Origin of the sequence: Actinoplanes sp. NPDC051346 (assembly GCF_040682215.1) — a bacterium.
Classification (GTDB): domain Bacteria; phylum Actinomycetota; class Actinomycetes; order Mycobacteriales; family Micromonosporaceae; genus Actinoplanes.
The window spans coordinates 218,312-232,712 of record NZ_JBFBAJ010000002.1 but is presented as its reverse complement, the minus strand read 5'-3'; the positions used below and the strand labels follow the sequence as shown (position 1 = coordinate 232,712).

Annotated in this window: 11 protein-coding genes; 7 read left to right on the top strand and 4 right to left on the bottom strand. The window is 71.8% G+C overall.

The features are described 5' to 3' along the window. The first annotated feature begins 43 nt into the window (after nucleotides 1-43). From AB0M36_RS05490 to AB0M36_RS05480, 3 genes are read left to right on the top strand one after another with little or no spacing between them, the layout of a single operon-like run. Complete coding sequence (locus AB0M36_RS05490; protein WP_364152855.1) at nucleotides 44-373, top strand: STAS domain-containing protein; 330 nt, start codon at nucleotides 44-46, stop codon at nucleotides 371-373. Next, nucleotides 370-2,274, top strand: coding sequence for a SpoIIE family protein phosphatase (locus AB0M36_RS05485; RefSeq protein ID WP_364152853.1), 1,905 nt, complete (start codon nucleotides 370-372; stop codon nucleotides 2,272-2,274). The genes AB0M36_RS05490 and AB0M36_RS05485 overlap by 4 nt, the downstream gene beginning before the upstream one ends. After that, nucleotides 2,267-2,683, top strand: coding sequence for an ATP-binding protein (locus AB0M36_RS05480; RefSeq protein WP_364152851.1), 417 nt, complete (start codon nucleotides 2,267-2,269; stop codon nucleotides 2,681-2,683). Before AB0M36_RS05485 ends, AB0M36_RS05480 begins: the two co-directional genes overlap by 8 nt. Before the next feature lie 130 nt (nucleotides 2,684-2,813). Here the strand turns inward: AB0M36_RS05480 and pntB are convergent, their stop codons facing one another. Then, on the bottom strand, nucleotides 2,814-4,262 hold the full coding sequence (gene pntB, locus AB0M36_RS05475; protein WP_364152848.1) for a Re/Si-specific NAD(P)(+) transhydrogenase subunit beta: 1,449 nt from the start codon (nucleotides 4,260-4,262) through the stop codon (nucleotides 2,814-2,816). Between the two features lie 4 nt (nucleotides 4,263-4,266). Continuing rightward, nucleotides 4,267-5,790, bottom strand: coding sequence for a Re/Si-specific NAD(P)(+) transhydrogenase subunit alpha (locus AB0M36_RS05470; protein WP_364152845.1), 1,524 nt, complete (start codon nucleotides 5,788-5,790; stop codon nucleotides 4,267-4,269). Nucleotides 5,791-5,988: 198 nt separating this feature from the next. Between AB0M36_RS05470 and AB0M36_RS05465 the strand changes: the two genes are divergently transcribed. Genes AB0M36_RS05465 through AB0M36_RS05455 form a run of 3 tightly spaced genes read left to right on the top strand, consistent with a single transcriptional unit; the run spans nucleotide 5,989 to nucleotide 9,924 of the window. Continuing rightward, entirely contained in the window at nucleotides 5,989-6,756 is a 768-nt protein-coding gene (locus AB0M36_RS05465; protein WP_364152842.1) for an electron transfer flavoprotein subunit beta/FixA family protein, read from the top strand. A gap of 28 nt (nucleotides 6,757-6,784) precedes the next feature. Further along, nucleotides 6,785-7,786 (top strand): electron transfer flavoprotein subunit alpha/FixB family protein, encoded by a 1,002-nt coding sequence (locus tag AB0M36_RS05460; RefSeq protein ID WP_364152840.1) that lies wholly within the window; start codon nucleotides 6,785-6,787, stop codon nucleotides 7,784-7,786. Beyond that, on the top strand, nucleotides 7,783-9,924 hold the full coding sequence (locus AB0M36_RS05455; RefSeq protein ID WP_364152838.1) for a (Fe-S)-binding protein: 2,142 nt from the start codon (nucleotides 7,783-7,785) through the stop codon (nucleotides 9,922-9,924). The genes AB0M36_RS05460 and AB0M36_RS05455 overlap by 4 nt, the downstream gene beginning before the upstream one ends. Here the strand turns inward: AB0M36_RS05455 and AB0M36_RS05450 are convergent, their stop codons facing one another. Next, nucleotides 9,925-10,944 carry a LuxR C-terminal-related transcriptional regulator gene (locus tag AB0M36_RS05450; protein ID WP_364152835.1) on the bottom strand — a complete coding sequence of 340 codons (1,020 nt, stop codon included), beginning with the start codon at nucleotides 10,942-10,944 and terminating at the stop codon, nucleotides 9,925-9,927. It lies immediately after the preceding gene. A gap of 351 nt (nucleotides 10,945-11,295) precedes the next feature. Between AB0M36_RS05450 and AB0M36_RS05445 the strand changes: the two genes are divergently transcribed. Further along, the gene (locus tag AB0M36_RS05445) at nucleotides 11,296-11,997 is read left to right on the top strand and encodes a VIT family protein (protein ID WP_364154262.1); all 702 of its coding nucleotides are present in this window, start codon (nucleotides 11,296-11,298) and stop codon (nucleotides 11,995-11,997) included. 18 nt (nucleotides 11,998-12,015) lie between these two features. Here AB0M36_RS05445 and AB0M36_RS05440 read toward each other — a convergent pair whose 3' ends face one another. After that, nucleotides 12,016-14,385, bottom strand: coding sequence for a GNAT family N-acetyltransferase (locus AB0M36_RS05440; RefSeq protein WP_364152832.1), 2,370 nt, complete (start codon nucleotides 14,383-14,385; stop codon nucleotides 12,016-12,018). Nucleotides 14,386-14,401 lie beyond the last annotated feature (16 nt).

Below are 14,401 nucleotides of genomic sequence, written 5' to 3'. Positions count from 1 at the left end.
GGGCGTAGCGTGAGTAACCGGACATGTGGAGAGGGGCGCGCGCGTGCGGACAGTCTCGGTGGACACAAGCGTCGACGGCCGCCTGGATGTGGTGCTGAGGGGAGAGCTGGACTTCACCAACGCCTCGCAGGTCGCCAAGGTGGTGAAAGAGGCGATCATCAGCGGCCGGCCGTCTTCGGTACGGGTGCGGCTCGCGGAGGTGACCTTCCTGGACTCCTCCGGCATCGGCCTGCTGGTGCGTGCCATGAAGGCCGCGGACGAGGTCGGCGCCGACTTCCGCGTCGAGGATCCCACCGACAAGGTCCTCGACCAGCTGCGGATGTCCGGCCTGCTGGAGGCTTTCGGCTTGGCCCAGCCTCCGGCGGACACATGACGACGGACGGACATCAGGGATACCTGCGGCGCCTGGCCGAGCTGGAGGCTCAGATCGGCAGTGCCCGGCTGAGTGCCGACGTGGTGTGCGAGCGGGCCGCGGGTCTGCTCGCCGGACGGATCGGCTGCCGCATCGACGAGGCTCTGGCCCACATCCGGACCGTCGCCGCCCAGCAGGACAAGGACGTCGAGACCGTAGCGGCGGCGATGATCTCCGCCCTGGAGACCCGGCAGGTGACACCGTCCGTGCGGCTTCGCCGCAGCGCCGAGGAGGTGCTGCGGGTGGCGCATCAGGCGCCGAAGCCACGTCAGCGCCACCGCCCGGCGGTGTCCGTCGACGACGCGGCGCCCGGTTGGGCCGCCGTCGTTCAACAGGTCCTGGACGCCATGCCCGGCAACCACATCGTGCTCGTCGGAATCCGCGACGATGCCGGTGAGCTCGTCGACTACCGGCTCGTCGCGGTGAGCCGCACCCTGGTGGACCTGTCCGGCACCGCCGGCTCGCGGCTGATCGGCCGGCGGGTGAGCGAGACCTATCCGACGATCGTCGGTGGGCCCGTGTGGCAGGCGTGGGCCGACGCCCTCGCCGACGGTCAGCAGCGTCAGGTCGGTCCCTTCCCCTACGTTCACCGCGACGACGAGCAGGCTTCCGAACACCTGCTGTCCGTGCGGGTGCAGCCGGTCGGACCGGGCCTGCTGAACTCCTGGGTCCGCTTCGACGAGCAGACCCGCCTCGCCGAGCGCATCGCACAGACCGAACGGCTGGGCAACCTCGGCTGGGGCGAGTGGGACCTGGTCACCGACGCGACCGTGTGGTCCGACGAGATGTACCGGATCTACGAACGGGACCCCGCCGACGGACCCCTGCCCCGGGAGGAGTCGGACGCCCTCGGCCTGCCCGAGGACGAGCCGCTGCGCCGGCAGGCCGCGGAGGCCTTCGGCCGCGGGGAGACGATCGATCTCACCGCCCGCGCCATGATCAAGGGAAAGGTCAAACATCTGCGGGCGGTGATCGACGCGGTCCGCGACGTCGACGGCCGGCCGGTCAAGATCTACGGGATCATTCAGGACGTCACGGCACGGGAGATGAGCCGCCTCAAGCTCGCCGAGGTGCAGGAAGAACTGCGCGCCCAGCAGCAGAGCCTGCTCGCCGAGCACCGCCTGGCCGCCCACCTGCAGCACATCGTCCTGCCGATCCCGGACGGCCCGATCGAGCTCGACGGGCTCCGGGCCGCGGTTCGCTACCTGCCGGCCGAGCAGGCCAGCCGGGTCGGCGGTGACTGGTACCACGCGGCGGCGGCCGGGGACGGCACCATCGTCCTGGCCGTGGGCGACGTCGCCGGGCACGGCCTGCAGGCCGCCGCCACCATGGCCCAGCTGCGCCACGCCCTCGCCGCCCTGGCCGTCACGACCACGTCCGACCCGGCCGACCTGCTGACCCACCTCAACAGACTGCTCTACGCCGCGGACGCCGAGACCGGCACCGCCGCGGTCGCGCGCTTCGACCCGGCCACCCACGACCTCGCCTGGGCACGCGCCGGGCACCCCGCGCCACTGCTCGCCCGGGCGGGAACCGTCACCGAGCTGTCGGACCGGCCCGGCCCGCTGCTCGGCGCCATCCGGCGCGCCACCTACGACACGTCCACGACCCGCCTGGATCCCGGAGACGTCCTGCTGCTCTACACCGACGGTCTCATCGAGCACCGCTCGCGAACCCTCGACGAGGGCCTGGCCCCCGTGCTGGCCGTCCTCGGACGGGTCACCGCCGAACCCGGCCCACCGCCGCTGGAGACGCTGCTCGGCGCCCTGCGCCGGGCCAACCCCGACGACGACACCTGCATCCTCGCCGCCCGCCGGCACATCGAGGCCCCGCCAGCGGCGCCGGGAGCCCGCCATGGCTGACCCGGGCGAGGCTCGCACCCCGAGGCGGGCGAATCCGCTGACCAGGGACTTCGACCTGGCCACGCTGGTCGCTCTGCGCCACGATGTGCAGCGGTGGGCACAACGCCACGGCCTGACCGACCTGGCCCTCTACCGGTTCGTCGTGGCCGTCAACGAGATCACCACCAACGCGGTCCGCCACGGCGGCGGGCGGGGCTGCATCGAGCTGTGGCGCGTCGGCGACCGCCTGCACTGCCGGGTCACCGATCAAGGCCCCGGCCTGCCCGCCGACCGGCACCGGGCCGACCGCCCCGGCCCGCAAGCCGTCGGCGGTCGGGGCCTGTGGCTGGCCAGCGCCGGCATCGACGACCTCACCATCGACACCGGCGGGCACGGCACGAAGATAACCCTGTCCTGCCTCGCCTCTTAGCCGCCGGCTCGGCCTTCGTGCACCGAGGGTCGATCCTGTGGCCGACGCAGGTGCCCGGGACGTCAGGAACAGCCCGGCGCTCCGGCTGCCCGCCGGTCCCGACGGCCGCCGCTACTCAGTGGCGTGCTGGTCAGTGGCGTGCCCCTGCGGGGGTCGCGGCGGTGACCGCGCGCAGGATGTCGTCCACGCGCTCCTTCGCGTCGCCGAACAGCATCGCGCAGTTGTCGCGGAAGAACAGTGGGTTCTGCACGCCGGCGTACCCGGAGGCCATCGACCGCTTGAAGACGACGACGTCGTCCGCGTCCCACACGGTGAGCACCGGCATGCCGGCGATCGGGCTGCTCGGGTCCTCGGTGGCCGCCGGGTTCACCGTGTCGTTGGCGCCGATCACGAGCACCACGGAGGTGCCGGCGAAGTCGTCGTTGATCTCGTCCATCTCGCACACGATGTCGTACGGCACCCGCGCCTCGGCCAGGAGCACGTTCATGTGGCCGGGCAGGCGGCCCGCCACCGGATGGATGCCGAAGCGGACGGTCACGCCGCGCTCGCGCAGCACCCGGGTTAGCTCGGCGATGCCGTGCTGCGCCTGGGCGACGGCCATGCCGTAGCCAGGGGTGATGATCACCGAGTCGGCGTTGGTGAGCAGGTCGGCGACGCTCTCGGCGTTGGTCTCGCGATGGTCGCCGTAGTCCTTGTCGCCGGCGGGGCCGGCCTCGATGCCGAAGCCGCCGGCGATCACCGACAGGAAGGACCGGTTCATCGCCTTGCACATCACGTATGACAGGTAGGCGCCGGAGGAGCCGACGAGGGCGCCGGTGACGATGAGCAGGTCGTTCTCCAGCAGGAAGCCGGCGGCCGCGGCGGCCCAGCCGGAGTAGCTGTTGAGCATCGATACCACCACCGGCATGTCGCCGCCGCCGATCGAGGCGACCAGGTGCCAGCCGAGCAGCAGGGCCACCACGGTGGCGGCGATCAACATCCACAGCTGGGACGACACCACGAAGCCGGCGGTGAGGGCGGCGAAGGCAACCAGCGCGCCGACGTTGAGCAGGTTCTTGCCGGGCAGCATGAGCGGGCTGGACTTGATCCGGGCGGACAGCTTGAGGAACGCCACGATCGAGCCGGTGAAGGTGACCGCGCCGATGAAGACGCCGATGACCACCTCGGCGCTGTGGATGCCGAGCATGCCCTGGCTGTCCAGCCACGCGGCCTCGGCGCCGTCCGGGTGGGCCTCGACGTGCAGGTACCCGTTCCAGCCGACCAGCACCGCGGCGAGGCCGACGAAGCTGTGCAGCACGGCGATCAGCTCCGGCATGCCGGTCATCTCGACCTTGCCGGCCCGGTACAAGCCGATCGCGGCACCGATCAGCACGGCCACGACGAGCAGGATTAGGCCGGTAGTGCTGATGTCGCGCTCGACCGCGAGGGCGATCGTGGCGGCCAGGGCGACGGCCATGCCGGCGACGCCGAAGGTGTTGCCGGCCTTGGCGGTCTCGTGCTTCGACAGACCGGCCAGCGCGAGGATGAAGAGCAGGGCGGCGACGATGTACGCCGCCTGCGCCGCGGTTTCGACGGTCATCAGATCAGCTCCTGGAGAACATGGCGAGCATGCGGCGCGTCACCGCGAAGCCCCCGACGACGTTGATGCTGGCCAGCAGGATCGCGACGAACGCCAGCCCGGTCACCAGGTTGCCGCCGTGCCCGAGCTGCAGCAGGGCGCCGACGACGATGATCCCGGAGATCGCGTTGGTCACCGACATCAGCGGCGTGTGCAAGGCGTGGTGCACGTGCCCGATGACGTAGTAGCCGATGACGATCGCCAGGGCGAAGACGGTGAGATGGACGCGCAGGGCGTCCGGCGCCAGCGCGGTGAGCAGGAACAGCGCGGCCGCGCCGGCGCCGACCGTCGCCAACTGCCGTCCTGGCCGCTTGGGCGCGGCCGCCGGCGCCGCGGGTGCGGCCACGGCCGGAGCCGCGGTGGGCGCGGCGGAGACCGAGACCGGGGGCGGCGGCCAGGTCAGCTCGCCGTGGCGGACGACGGTCATCGAGCGCTGGACGACGTCGTCGAAGTCGAGCACGAGGTGCCCGTCCTTCTCCGGGGTCATCAGCTTCATGAGGTTCACCAGGTTGGTGCCGTAGAGCTGGGAGGCCTGTGCGGGCAGCCGGCCGGCCAGATCGGTGTAGCCGATGATGGTCACGCCGTTCGCGGTGACCACCACCTCGCCCGCGACCGTGCCCTCGACGTTGCCGCCGTTGGCCGCGGCCATGTCGACGATCACGCTGCCCGGCTTCATGCTCGCCACCATCGCCGCGGTGATCAATCGCGGCGCCGGCCGACCGGGGATCAACGCGGTGGTGATGACGATGTCGACCTCGCTCGCCTGCGCCGCGTAGAGCCGGGCCGCGCGCTCGGTGTAGTCGTCGGACATCTCCTTGGCGTAGCCGGTCGACGAGACCTCGACGTCGGCGGCCTCGACCGACAGATATTCCCCGCCGAGGGACCTGACCTGGTCGGCCACCTCGGGCCGGGGGTCGGTCGCGCGGACGATCGCGCCCATGCTGCCCGCGGCGCCGATGGCGGCCAGGCCGGCGACACCGGCGCCGGCGACCAGCACCTTGGCCGGCGGCACCTTGCCGGCGGCGGTCACCTGGCCGGTGAAGAACCGGCCGAAGACGTGCGCGGCCTCGACGACCGCGCGGTAGCCGGCGATGTTGGCCATCGACGACAGCACATCGAGGGACTGGGCCCGGGAGATCCGCGGGACCGCGTCCATCGACAGCGCCGTGATCGGGCGCCGGGCGAGATCCGCGACCAGGTCCGGGTCCAGTCGCGGGTTCAGCATCCCGATCAGCGTGGTGCCCTCGCCGAGCTTGTCGAGCTGCTCCCCGGGCGGCGGGTTGATCGTGAAGAGGACATCCGCCGTCAGCGGATCGCCGATGATCGCCCCGGCGTTGGCATAGGCCTCGTCCGAGAACGAGGAACCAGCGCCGGCCCCGGCCTCCACCACCACGTCGTATCCGAGCTTGACCAGCTGCGTCACGGTGGCAGGTGTCGCCGCGACGCGCCGCTCACCCGGATGCGGGTCACGCGGTACACCGATGATCATCCTCGACCCCCTATTGAACTTGACCATGGAAACGTGGATCACGGTCGGCCGGTTCAACGCAATGGCAAACCCGACCCGGTCCGGTGTGCCGCTGGGCACATCTCACCCCAGGGGCGACCCGAAAAAGATCCATAGTGATCAATATCATGTCGTACACTCGCGGCAGCGTCTGCTCTTGAGCGCCGGAGGCTGACACTGGTGAAGATCGTCGTCCTGGTCAAGCACGTCCCATTTACGCTGCGCAACCTGACGTTCGGCGCCGACCACACCCTGGACCGCGCCGAGCGGCCCGGCCAGCTCAACGAGGCCGACGAGTACGCGGTCGACCAGGCATTCCGGATCGCGCGACGGCGGCGCGACGTGCAGATCACCGCCGTGACGATGGGGCCGCCCGCGGCCGTCGGGGCGCTGCGCAAGGCACTGGTCCTCGGCGCCGACGACGCGGTTCACGTCCTCGACGACCGACTGCACGGCAGCGACGCACTCGCCACCGCGCAGGTGCTCGCCGCCGCCGTGGACCGGCTCGGATTCGACCTCGTGCTGTCCGGCTCGGCGTCGTCGGACTCCGGCATGTCCGCGGTGCCGGCCATGGTGGCGGAGCTGCTCGGCGTCCCGGTGCTCTGCTTCGCCGACATTCTGCGCGTCCGCGAACACAAGGTGGAAATAGGGCGAGACGACGGCGCGGGGCTGCGGACGTACGCCGCCGAGCTGCCCGCCGTGGTCGCGGTGACCGAACGCTGCGGCGAGCCCCGGCTACCGACGCTGACGGCGACCCTCGACGCTCACTACAAGCTGATCCACACCTGGTCGCTGGCCGACCTCGGCATCGCCGGTCACGGCGGCGCCACCGTCGTCCGCGCCGTCACGGCGCAGCCGGTCGACCGAACCCACGTGGTCCTCGCCGACGACCCCACGGTCGCGGCCATCCGCGTGGCGGACTTTCTCGCGCTCCACCAGTTCCTGTAACCGCCCGCGTCATCCCTGAAGAGGCCTCATGAGACCTGTGCTGGTGCTCGTGGATCGGACCGCGACCCCACCGGGGGTGTGCCGCTCCACCTGCGCGCTGCTGACCCTCGCCCGCCGGCTCGGCCCGCCCATGGCCGTCCTGTGCGGGCCGAGCGACGCGGCCAGCGTCGCGCTGCTGGGCCGGTTCGGCGCCGCCACGATCGCGACCATCGCCCGCGGCGAGCTCGACCAGCATCCCGCCGCGGCCCGGGTCGAGCTGCTGTCCCACCTCGCGCGGCGGACCACACCCGCCGCCGTCCTCGTGGCCTCCCACCGGCTCGGGCAGGAGATCGCCGCCCGGCTGGCCGCGCGGCTGGGCTCCGGCCTCGTCAGCGACGCCGTCGACCTGCGCATGGGCGCCGACGGGCCGGTCGCCGTCCAGTCGGCGCTGCTCGGCGCCTACCGCGTGGAGTCCAGCGTGACCCGCGGCATACCGGTGTTCACCGTGCGGGCCGACGCCGTCGCCCCGACGGCCGCACCGATGGAGCCGGACGTCCAGCGGGTCCACCTCAACTTCCCGTCCGCCGTCCGCGCCGTACGCCGGATCACCCGCCGGCCGGCGGGCTCCGAGCTCCCACCGGAGCTGGCCACGGCGGCCGTCGTCGTCGCCGGCGGTCGCGGACTGGGCTCGCGGCAGTCGTTCGGCCTGGTCGACGCGCTCGCCAAGGCGCTGCACGGCACTCCGGGCGGGTCGCACACCGCCACCGAGCTCGGCTGGTGCCCGCGGCGCGAACAGATCGACCAGGTGGGCACGATCGTCCATCCCCGGCTCTACCTGGCGCTCGGCATCTCCGGTTCGGTCCGTCACCGGGCCGCCATGCGGCACGCGGAGACGATCGTGGCGATCGACCGGAATCCGCGGGCGCCCATCTTCGACGTGGCTGATCTCGGCGTGGTCGGCGACGTGCACCGGGTCGTGCCCGAACTGCTCGCCGAGATCAGCCGACGCAAGGCCTACCCGATGATCAGCCACAACGAGGAGACGACGTGACGGTACGACTGGTGCTCGGGCTCGCCCTGACCGCGGTCGCGTTCGGGCTGGCCGGGCGGCGGATCCTCACCCTGCTCCGGCTGGCCCGCGCCGGGCAGCGCGCGGAGCCCGAGCGCACCACACACCTGGGCCCGCGCCTGTGGGCGATCGTGACCGAGGTGCTCGGCCAGCGCAAGCTGCTGAAGTGGAGTGGGCCCGGCCTGGCGCACTTCGCGGTGTTCTGGGGATTCCTGATCCTCGGCGCGACGATCGTGGAGGGTTACGGCGCGCTGTTCGACCCGGACTTCCACATCCCGCTCATCGGCACCCAGGCCTGGTTGGGCTTCCTCGAGGACCTCAGCATCGTGGCGGTCCTCGTCTCCCTCGTCGCCTTCGCCGCGATCCGCCTGCGCCACCGCCCCGAGCACGAGGGACGCCGCTCCCGGTTCTTCGGCTCCCACCTGGGCGCGGCCTGGCTCGTCCTCTTCATGATCTTCAACGTGATGTGGACGCTGCTGCTCTGCCGCGGCGCGCAGATCAACACCGGCAACTTCCCCTTCCCCGAGGGCGCCGCTTTCGCCTCCGAGGCCGTCGCGCGGATGCTGGAGCCGGCCGGGCACGCCGCCAATGAGGTCCTGGAGACGGTCAGCCTGCTCGCCACGCTCGGCGTCGTGCTCGGCTTCCTGGTCCTCGTCGTGCACTCCAAGCACCTGCACATCGGGCTCGCACCACTCAACGTGCTGTTCTCCCGCCGACCGCGGGGGCTCGGCCCGCTGCTGCCGGTGCACTCAGGCGGCGTACCCGTGAACTTCGAGGACCCGGACGAGGACGACAAGATCGGCCGGGGCGCGATCGAGGACTTCACTTGGAAGGGCATGCTGGACTTCGGCTCCTGCACCGAGTGCGGCCGCTGCCAGTCGCAGTGCCCGGCCTGGCACACCGACAAGCCGCTGAACCCCAAGCTGGTCATCATGAGCCTGCGTGACCACGCGCTGGCCAAGGCGCCCTACCTGCTGGCCTCGTCGGACGACGAGCGGGCCAAGCTGCCCAGAGACGTCCTCGCGGAGGCGGCCCGGCCCCTCGTCGCGCCGGAGGCGAGCGGCGGCGTCATCGACCCCGACGTGCTCTGGTCCTGCGTCACCTGCGGCGCCTGCGTCGAGCAGTGCCCCGTCGACATCGAACACGTCGACCACATCGTCGACATGCGGCGGTACCAGGTGCTCATCGAGGCCCAGTTCCCGAAGGAAGCCAACGTCATGCTGCGCAATCTCGAGCGGGCCGGAGACCCCTGGGGTCGCGGCGCCAAGGCCCGGCTGGAGTGGACGGCCGGGCTGCCGTTCGAGGTGCGCGTCTTCGGCGCCGGCGGCGAGGAACGCCTGCCCGACGACGTCGAATACCTCTTCTGGGTGGGCTGCGCGGGCGCGCTGGACGACAACGCCAAGCGCACCACCCGCGCGGTCGCGCAGCTGCTGCACGAGGCCGGCGTCGAGTTCATGGTGCTCGGCAGCGGCGAGACGTGCACGGGCGACGCCGCCCGCCGTCTCGGCCAGGAAATGCTGTTCCAGGAGCTGGCGACCCAGAACGTGGAGACCCTCACCGGCGCCGGGGCGCGGAAGATCGTGGTGACCTGCGCGCACTGCTTCAACACGATCGGCAACGAGTACCGCCAGCTCGGCGGCGACTTCGAGGTGGTCCACCATACGCAACTGCTCTCCCGGCTCGTGGCCGACGGCCGGCTGCGCCCGGCGCATCCCGTCGACACCACCGTCACCTACCACGACCCCTGCTATCTCGGGCGACACAACCGCGTCTTCGAACCGCCCCGGGAACTGCTGGGCAGCGTGCCCGGACTCCGGCTCACCGAGATGCCCCGGAGCCGCGAGACGTCGTTCTGCTGCGGGGCGGGCGGGGCCCGGATGTGGATGGAGGAGCCGCTCGGCACCCGCATCAACGAAACCCGCACCGACCAGGCGCTGGACACCGGGGCGAGCGTGGTCGCCGCGGCGTGCCCGTTCTGCATCAGCATGCTCACCGACGGCGTCGCCACCCGCAAGGAGCAGGGCAAGGCGGCGGACGACGTACGGGTCACCGACGTGTCCGAGCTGCTGCTGCGATCGGTACGCGCCGAGAACGAAGCGCCCGGGACCCTGCGACAGTGATCAGCAGCGCTGGGTGGGTGGCAGGTAGAGGCCGAGGTCGGCGGCGCGCATGATGGCGGCGGCGTTGGTGGGTGCGCCGAGTTTGACGCGGGCGTGTTCCAGCGCGGCGCGCACGGCGCGGACAGACGTCCGCAGGCGGGCGGCGGCCTGACATTCGGTCCGGCCGGCGATGAACAGGCCAAGAACAGTCATCTCGCGGTGGCTGAGGTGGTGAAGGTCTCCCGGCGGGCGCAGCATGACGACCGCCTCCAGGTCGTACGGCGACTGGTCGGGGCAGGCCAGCATGGTCGCCCGGAGGTAGCCGGGCGGATCGGGCGCCACGGTGGGTGTGAGGAAGGTGGCGCGGCTGTCTCCGTCGGCATAGCACGCGGCGGCCTCGGTCACCACCGGTGAGCCGCGGTCCAGCAAGCGGTTTCGCGGCAGTCCGGGCAGCGGTGCTGTGGCACCGGTGCGGGTCAGCATGACGCCGGCGACCGCGTCCGTGACCAGAGCGGCCAGGGCGGTGATCGTCCGCAGCGGATCCACCGCGTACGCGATCAACGGGGCAAGGTCGCCGAGCAGGTCGCGGATCTCGCCCCGGACCGGTTTGCGGTCCTCGGTGTGGGTGGACAGCACGCCGAGATAGCGGCCGTCGGCGGTGTGCAGGGGAATGCCGATGCCTTCCCCGAATCCGGCCGGGGCCATGAACTCGGCCCACCCGCGCAGCTCGCCGGGTGGTACCGGCATGTCGGCGAGGCGCAGCGGGCTCCGGTTGCGGCTGAACCCCAACCTCTGCACGCTGACGAAGAAGTCGGTGCTGTGCAGGTGCTCCACCACCGCGGACGGGTAGCCGCGCCAGAGCAGTGGAGGTTGCCGGCGCCCTTCGGCGTCCAGCATGGTGATACACGCCGCGTCGAATTCCAGCACGGCGCGCAGCGGTTCCAGGAGGGCCTCGGCGCGTCCGACGAGACTCGTGCCGAGGCTGGCGACGGCCGCGATCTCGGCGGCGAGCACTGCGGCGGGTGACGGTCGCTCAGACATGGGGAACTCCGGCTGTTCCGGTGATCAGCTTGATCGAGGGATCAGGCGTGGGCGCGTACGGCGGCGCCGGGCTTTCTCAGAATCCGTGGGTGGGGCCGACCAGCCCGGCGTCGCCCAGGCCTCCTCTGGGCAAGAAATCTGGAGCCCCCCTATTCCGCGAATCCCCATTGCACCGAAATAACCCTCGCCACGCCAACGGCAACCCCCCACTATTCGCACATGCCGTCCGAGGGACACCGACGCCTTGTGCGACACCCGTGCTCGGCGGCCGGCGGCGGCAACGGAGAATGACGGTGGCCCGGTCCGGAACGCTTCCGGCGACAACGGGCGGGGCAAGGAGCTGCTGTGGTCATGCACGCTGGCGAGCCGCACGACGCCGCCCTGTCGGGACGCCTGAACTGGCTGCGCGCCGGCGTGCTGGGCGCCAACGACGGCATCGTGTCGACCGCGGGTCTGGTCGTCGGCATGGCCGGGGCGACCACGTCGACCGGGCCGATTCTGGCCGCCGGCGTCGCGGGCCTGGTCGCGGGGGCGGTCTCGATGGCGCTGGGTGAATACGTGTCGGTCAGCAGCCAGCGCGACACCGAGCGGGCGCTGCTGCAGAAGGAACGCGATGAGCTCGCGGCGTTCCCCGAGGAGGAGTTCGAAGAGCTGGTCGCGCTCTACGAGGCGAAGGGACTCAGCGCGGCGACCGCCCGGAAGGTGGCGCGGGAGTTGACCGAGAAGGACGCGTTCGCGGCGCACGCCGACATCGAACTGCGCCTCGACCCCGACGAGCTGACCAACCCGTGGCAGGCGGCCGGCGCCTCGGCGATCGCCTTCACGGCCGGTTCGTTGCTGCCGCTGGCGGCCATCCTGCTGCCGCCGCCCGGCGTCCGGGTCGCGGTCACGTTCGTCGTGGTCGTCGTCGCGCTCGCCGCGACCGGCTACCTGAGCGCCCGCCTCGGCGGTGCCCGACCGGGCCGCGCGGTGCTGCGGTTGGTGACCGGTGGCGCGGCGGCGATGGCGGTCACGTACGGAATCGGCGCGCTGGTCGGCACGACGCTCAGTTGATGAGACCGCGGCGGGACGTCACGCGTGCTGCAGCGGGGCGACCCGCTCGTAGGCGTCGCGGGTGAGGAAGGCCAGCTGCGCCTTCTTGCCCGGCATGTCGATCTCGGTGTCGAAGGTGAAGCCGGACATGCGCATGCGCCGCAGGGCCAGGTGGTTGCGGCTGTCGGGCTCGACCACCACCCGGCGGTGCGCCGGGTTCTGGAAGAGGTACCCGCAGAGAGCGGCGCCGACCCGGCCGGTGAAGTTGCGGGCCCGCTTCTCGCCGGGCGCGAGAAGCAGGTGCATGCCGATGTCGCCGGGCTCCACGGTGTAGCGTTCGCCGACCGGGTCGGCGTCGGGCTCGTACGTCTGGAAGATGCCGGTCGGGGTCCCGTCGACCAGGATCAAATAGGCGTGGTGCGTGGTGAGGCTGTCGAGGAACGCGTACACCTCGCGGACCTGGTCGACGGTGTAGTCGCCCATGCCCCAGTAGGTCGCGCGGCGCTGGGTGACCCAGGAGTGGATCAGCTCGGCGTGCGTCGCGGGTTCGACGGGGATGAGGCGCAGGTCGCCCAGGCCGGGAACGGCGTACTGATACATGGTCTCGCTCTCTTTTCTCAGGGTGTTCCAGTCGGTGACGAGGGGAATCAGCTCGCCGGCCGCCCATCGCTCGAGTTGGTCGTGGAAGTGGGGGCTGGCCGGGTCGCCGGCGGCACCGAAGGGGACGATCCACCGGCTTCTGGCGCGGTCGCCCAGATCCCAGACGTAGCGGGCGACCGGGCCGCGCCAGCAGACGTCCGAGACTCCCGGCACGGTGGAGGTCGCGAGCACGCAGTCGGTGTCGCCGGAGAGCTCGGTGCGCGGCACGGCGCCGGAACCGATGGGGTGCAGCAGGTGACGTGATCCCCAGGTGCCGCCGTCGTCGGCGACATCGTCGAGCGCGGCGATCGCCAGCGCTTCGGCGTCGGGCAGGGCGAGAACCAGCGCGTCGACGGCGAGGCCGACGCGCGTCCTCGGGTCGAGCCAGGGGTTGAAGATCGGGTCGTGGCGGTGTGGGGTGAACAGCGGACGCAGGTCGGGGTGGTCGCAGAGCCGGCGGGCGACGGCGCCGCGCCAGGCCGCGTACGCTCCCGCGTCGGTGCTGCCGGCGGACATGCGCCGATCCCAGGCGAGGAGCCGGTCGCGCAGCGGGTGCTCCACGTCCAGGCGTGCGAGCAGGTCGAGCAGGACCGAGCCGCCGAGCCGATCGTCGGTGTGGATGGTCTCGGGGGGTTCGCCGAGCAGGGTTCTGATCCGGGCGGCCCGGTGCGGCGGCGCGAAGTGGTTCCCGAGTCCGTCGGTGTCGCCGGCCCTGCGGTCGTTGGCGTGCACGACCGCCTCGGTGACGGTCGCGGCCGGCGGGGGGCTGCCGTCACTGTGCGGCATGAGGCCGGCCACCAGGCTCAGGACCGTGCCGCTGGAGTCCGCGACGATCACGCTGTTGACGGGCTCGACCCAGCATCGCAGCGCCTCGGCGACGTCCCGCGCCGTCCGCGACCGCAGCAGCGGCAGCAGCGCCTCGAAGCCGAGCCGGTGCGTCGCGCGGGCCGGGGTGTGCAGGATCACGCCCTCGTCGATCACCGGTCCGAGCGGGGTATCGATCACCTCGACGGTGACCGGGTCGGCGCCGCGCACGTCGATGGTCTCCTCGTGCGAGGCGACCGGCGTGGTGTCGTCGAGGGGGTAGAGCCTCTGGTAGTCGGCCATCGCGTTGGTGATCGCCCACGCGACCGACCCGGTGTGACCGAAGTGCGGCAGCCCCGGCACGCCGGGGAAGGCGAAGCCGAACACGTCGAATTCCGGGCACGCGAGCCGGACCTGGTGATAGATGCCGGGCAGTTCGAGGACGCGGTGCGGATCGCCCGCGATGATCGGCGACGGGCCCGCGACCGCCCACGCGTTGCTGCCCGAGCCGCCGGGGCCCTCGCTGGCGAAGAGTTCGACCTTGTCCGCTCCCAGGGTCGCCTCGACGTGGGCCTGCCACATCCGGTGCGGGAACGTGCCGAACAGGATGTGTTGGACTCCGAAGACGCCGAGCGGTGACCACGGCCGCCACGGGTCCGTGGTGCCGAGGACCTCGTTGACGCCGTCGACGTAGGCGCCGACCCAGCGTCGGGTGGGTTCGTCGAGGCGCGCGTAGCAGCGGCGGGCGGTGTCGTCGAGGCGCGCCCGCCTGGCGAAACGGTCCCAGGGCACCTCGTCGGGGCCGGCGACCGACGCGAGGCGTCCCTCGGCGCGCAAGCGTTCCGTGGTGATCTGGGCGCCGCGGTCCAGCGCCGCGGCCCTGCCCTGTAAGCGGGCGAGGTCGTCCACCGAGTCCGCCCGCAGATGTGGGATTCCCCATGGGTCGCGGTAGATATCGCTCGGCATAGAGGTTAGGTTACCC

What these genes read in the sequence shown, in the direction of transcription:
- AB0M36_RS05445 (WP_364154262.1), top strand. Translation starts at nt 11,296, where the DNA reads ATGCACGCTGGCGAGCCGCACGACGCCGCCCTGTCGGGACGCCTGAAC.
- pntB (WP_364152848.1), bottom strand. Translation starts at nt 4,262, where the DNA reads ATGACCGTCGAAACCGCGGCGCAGGCGGCGTACATCGTCGCCGCCCTG.
- AB0M36_RS05485 (WP_364152853.1), top strand. Translation starts at nt 370, where the DNA reads ATGACGACGGACGGACATCAGGGATACCTGCGGCGCCTGGCCGAGCTG.
- AB0M36_RS05450 (WP_364152835.1), bottom strand. Translation starts at nt 10,944, where the DNA reads ATGTCTGAGCGACCGTCACCCGCCGCAGTGCTCGCCGCCGAGATCGCG.
- AB0M36_RS05460 (WP_364152840.1), top strand. Translation starts at nt 6,785, where the DNA reads ATGAGACCTGTGCTGGTGCTCGTGGATCGGACCGCGACCCCACCGGGG.
- AB0M36_RS05480 (WP_364152851.1), top strand. Translation starts at nt 2,267, where the DNA reads ATGGCTGACCCGGGCGAGGCTCGCACCCCGAGGCGGGCGAATCCGCTG.
- AB0M36_RS05440 (WP_364152832.1), bottom strand. Translation starts at nt 14,385, where the DNA reads ATGCCGAGCGATATCTACCGCGACCCATGGGGAATCCCACATCTGCGG.
- AB0M36_RS05470 (WP_364152845.1), bottom strand. Translation starts at nt 5,790, where the DNA reads ATGATCATCGGTGTACCGCGTGACCCGCATCCGGGTGAGCGGCGCGTC.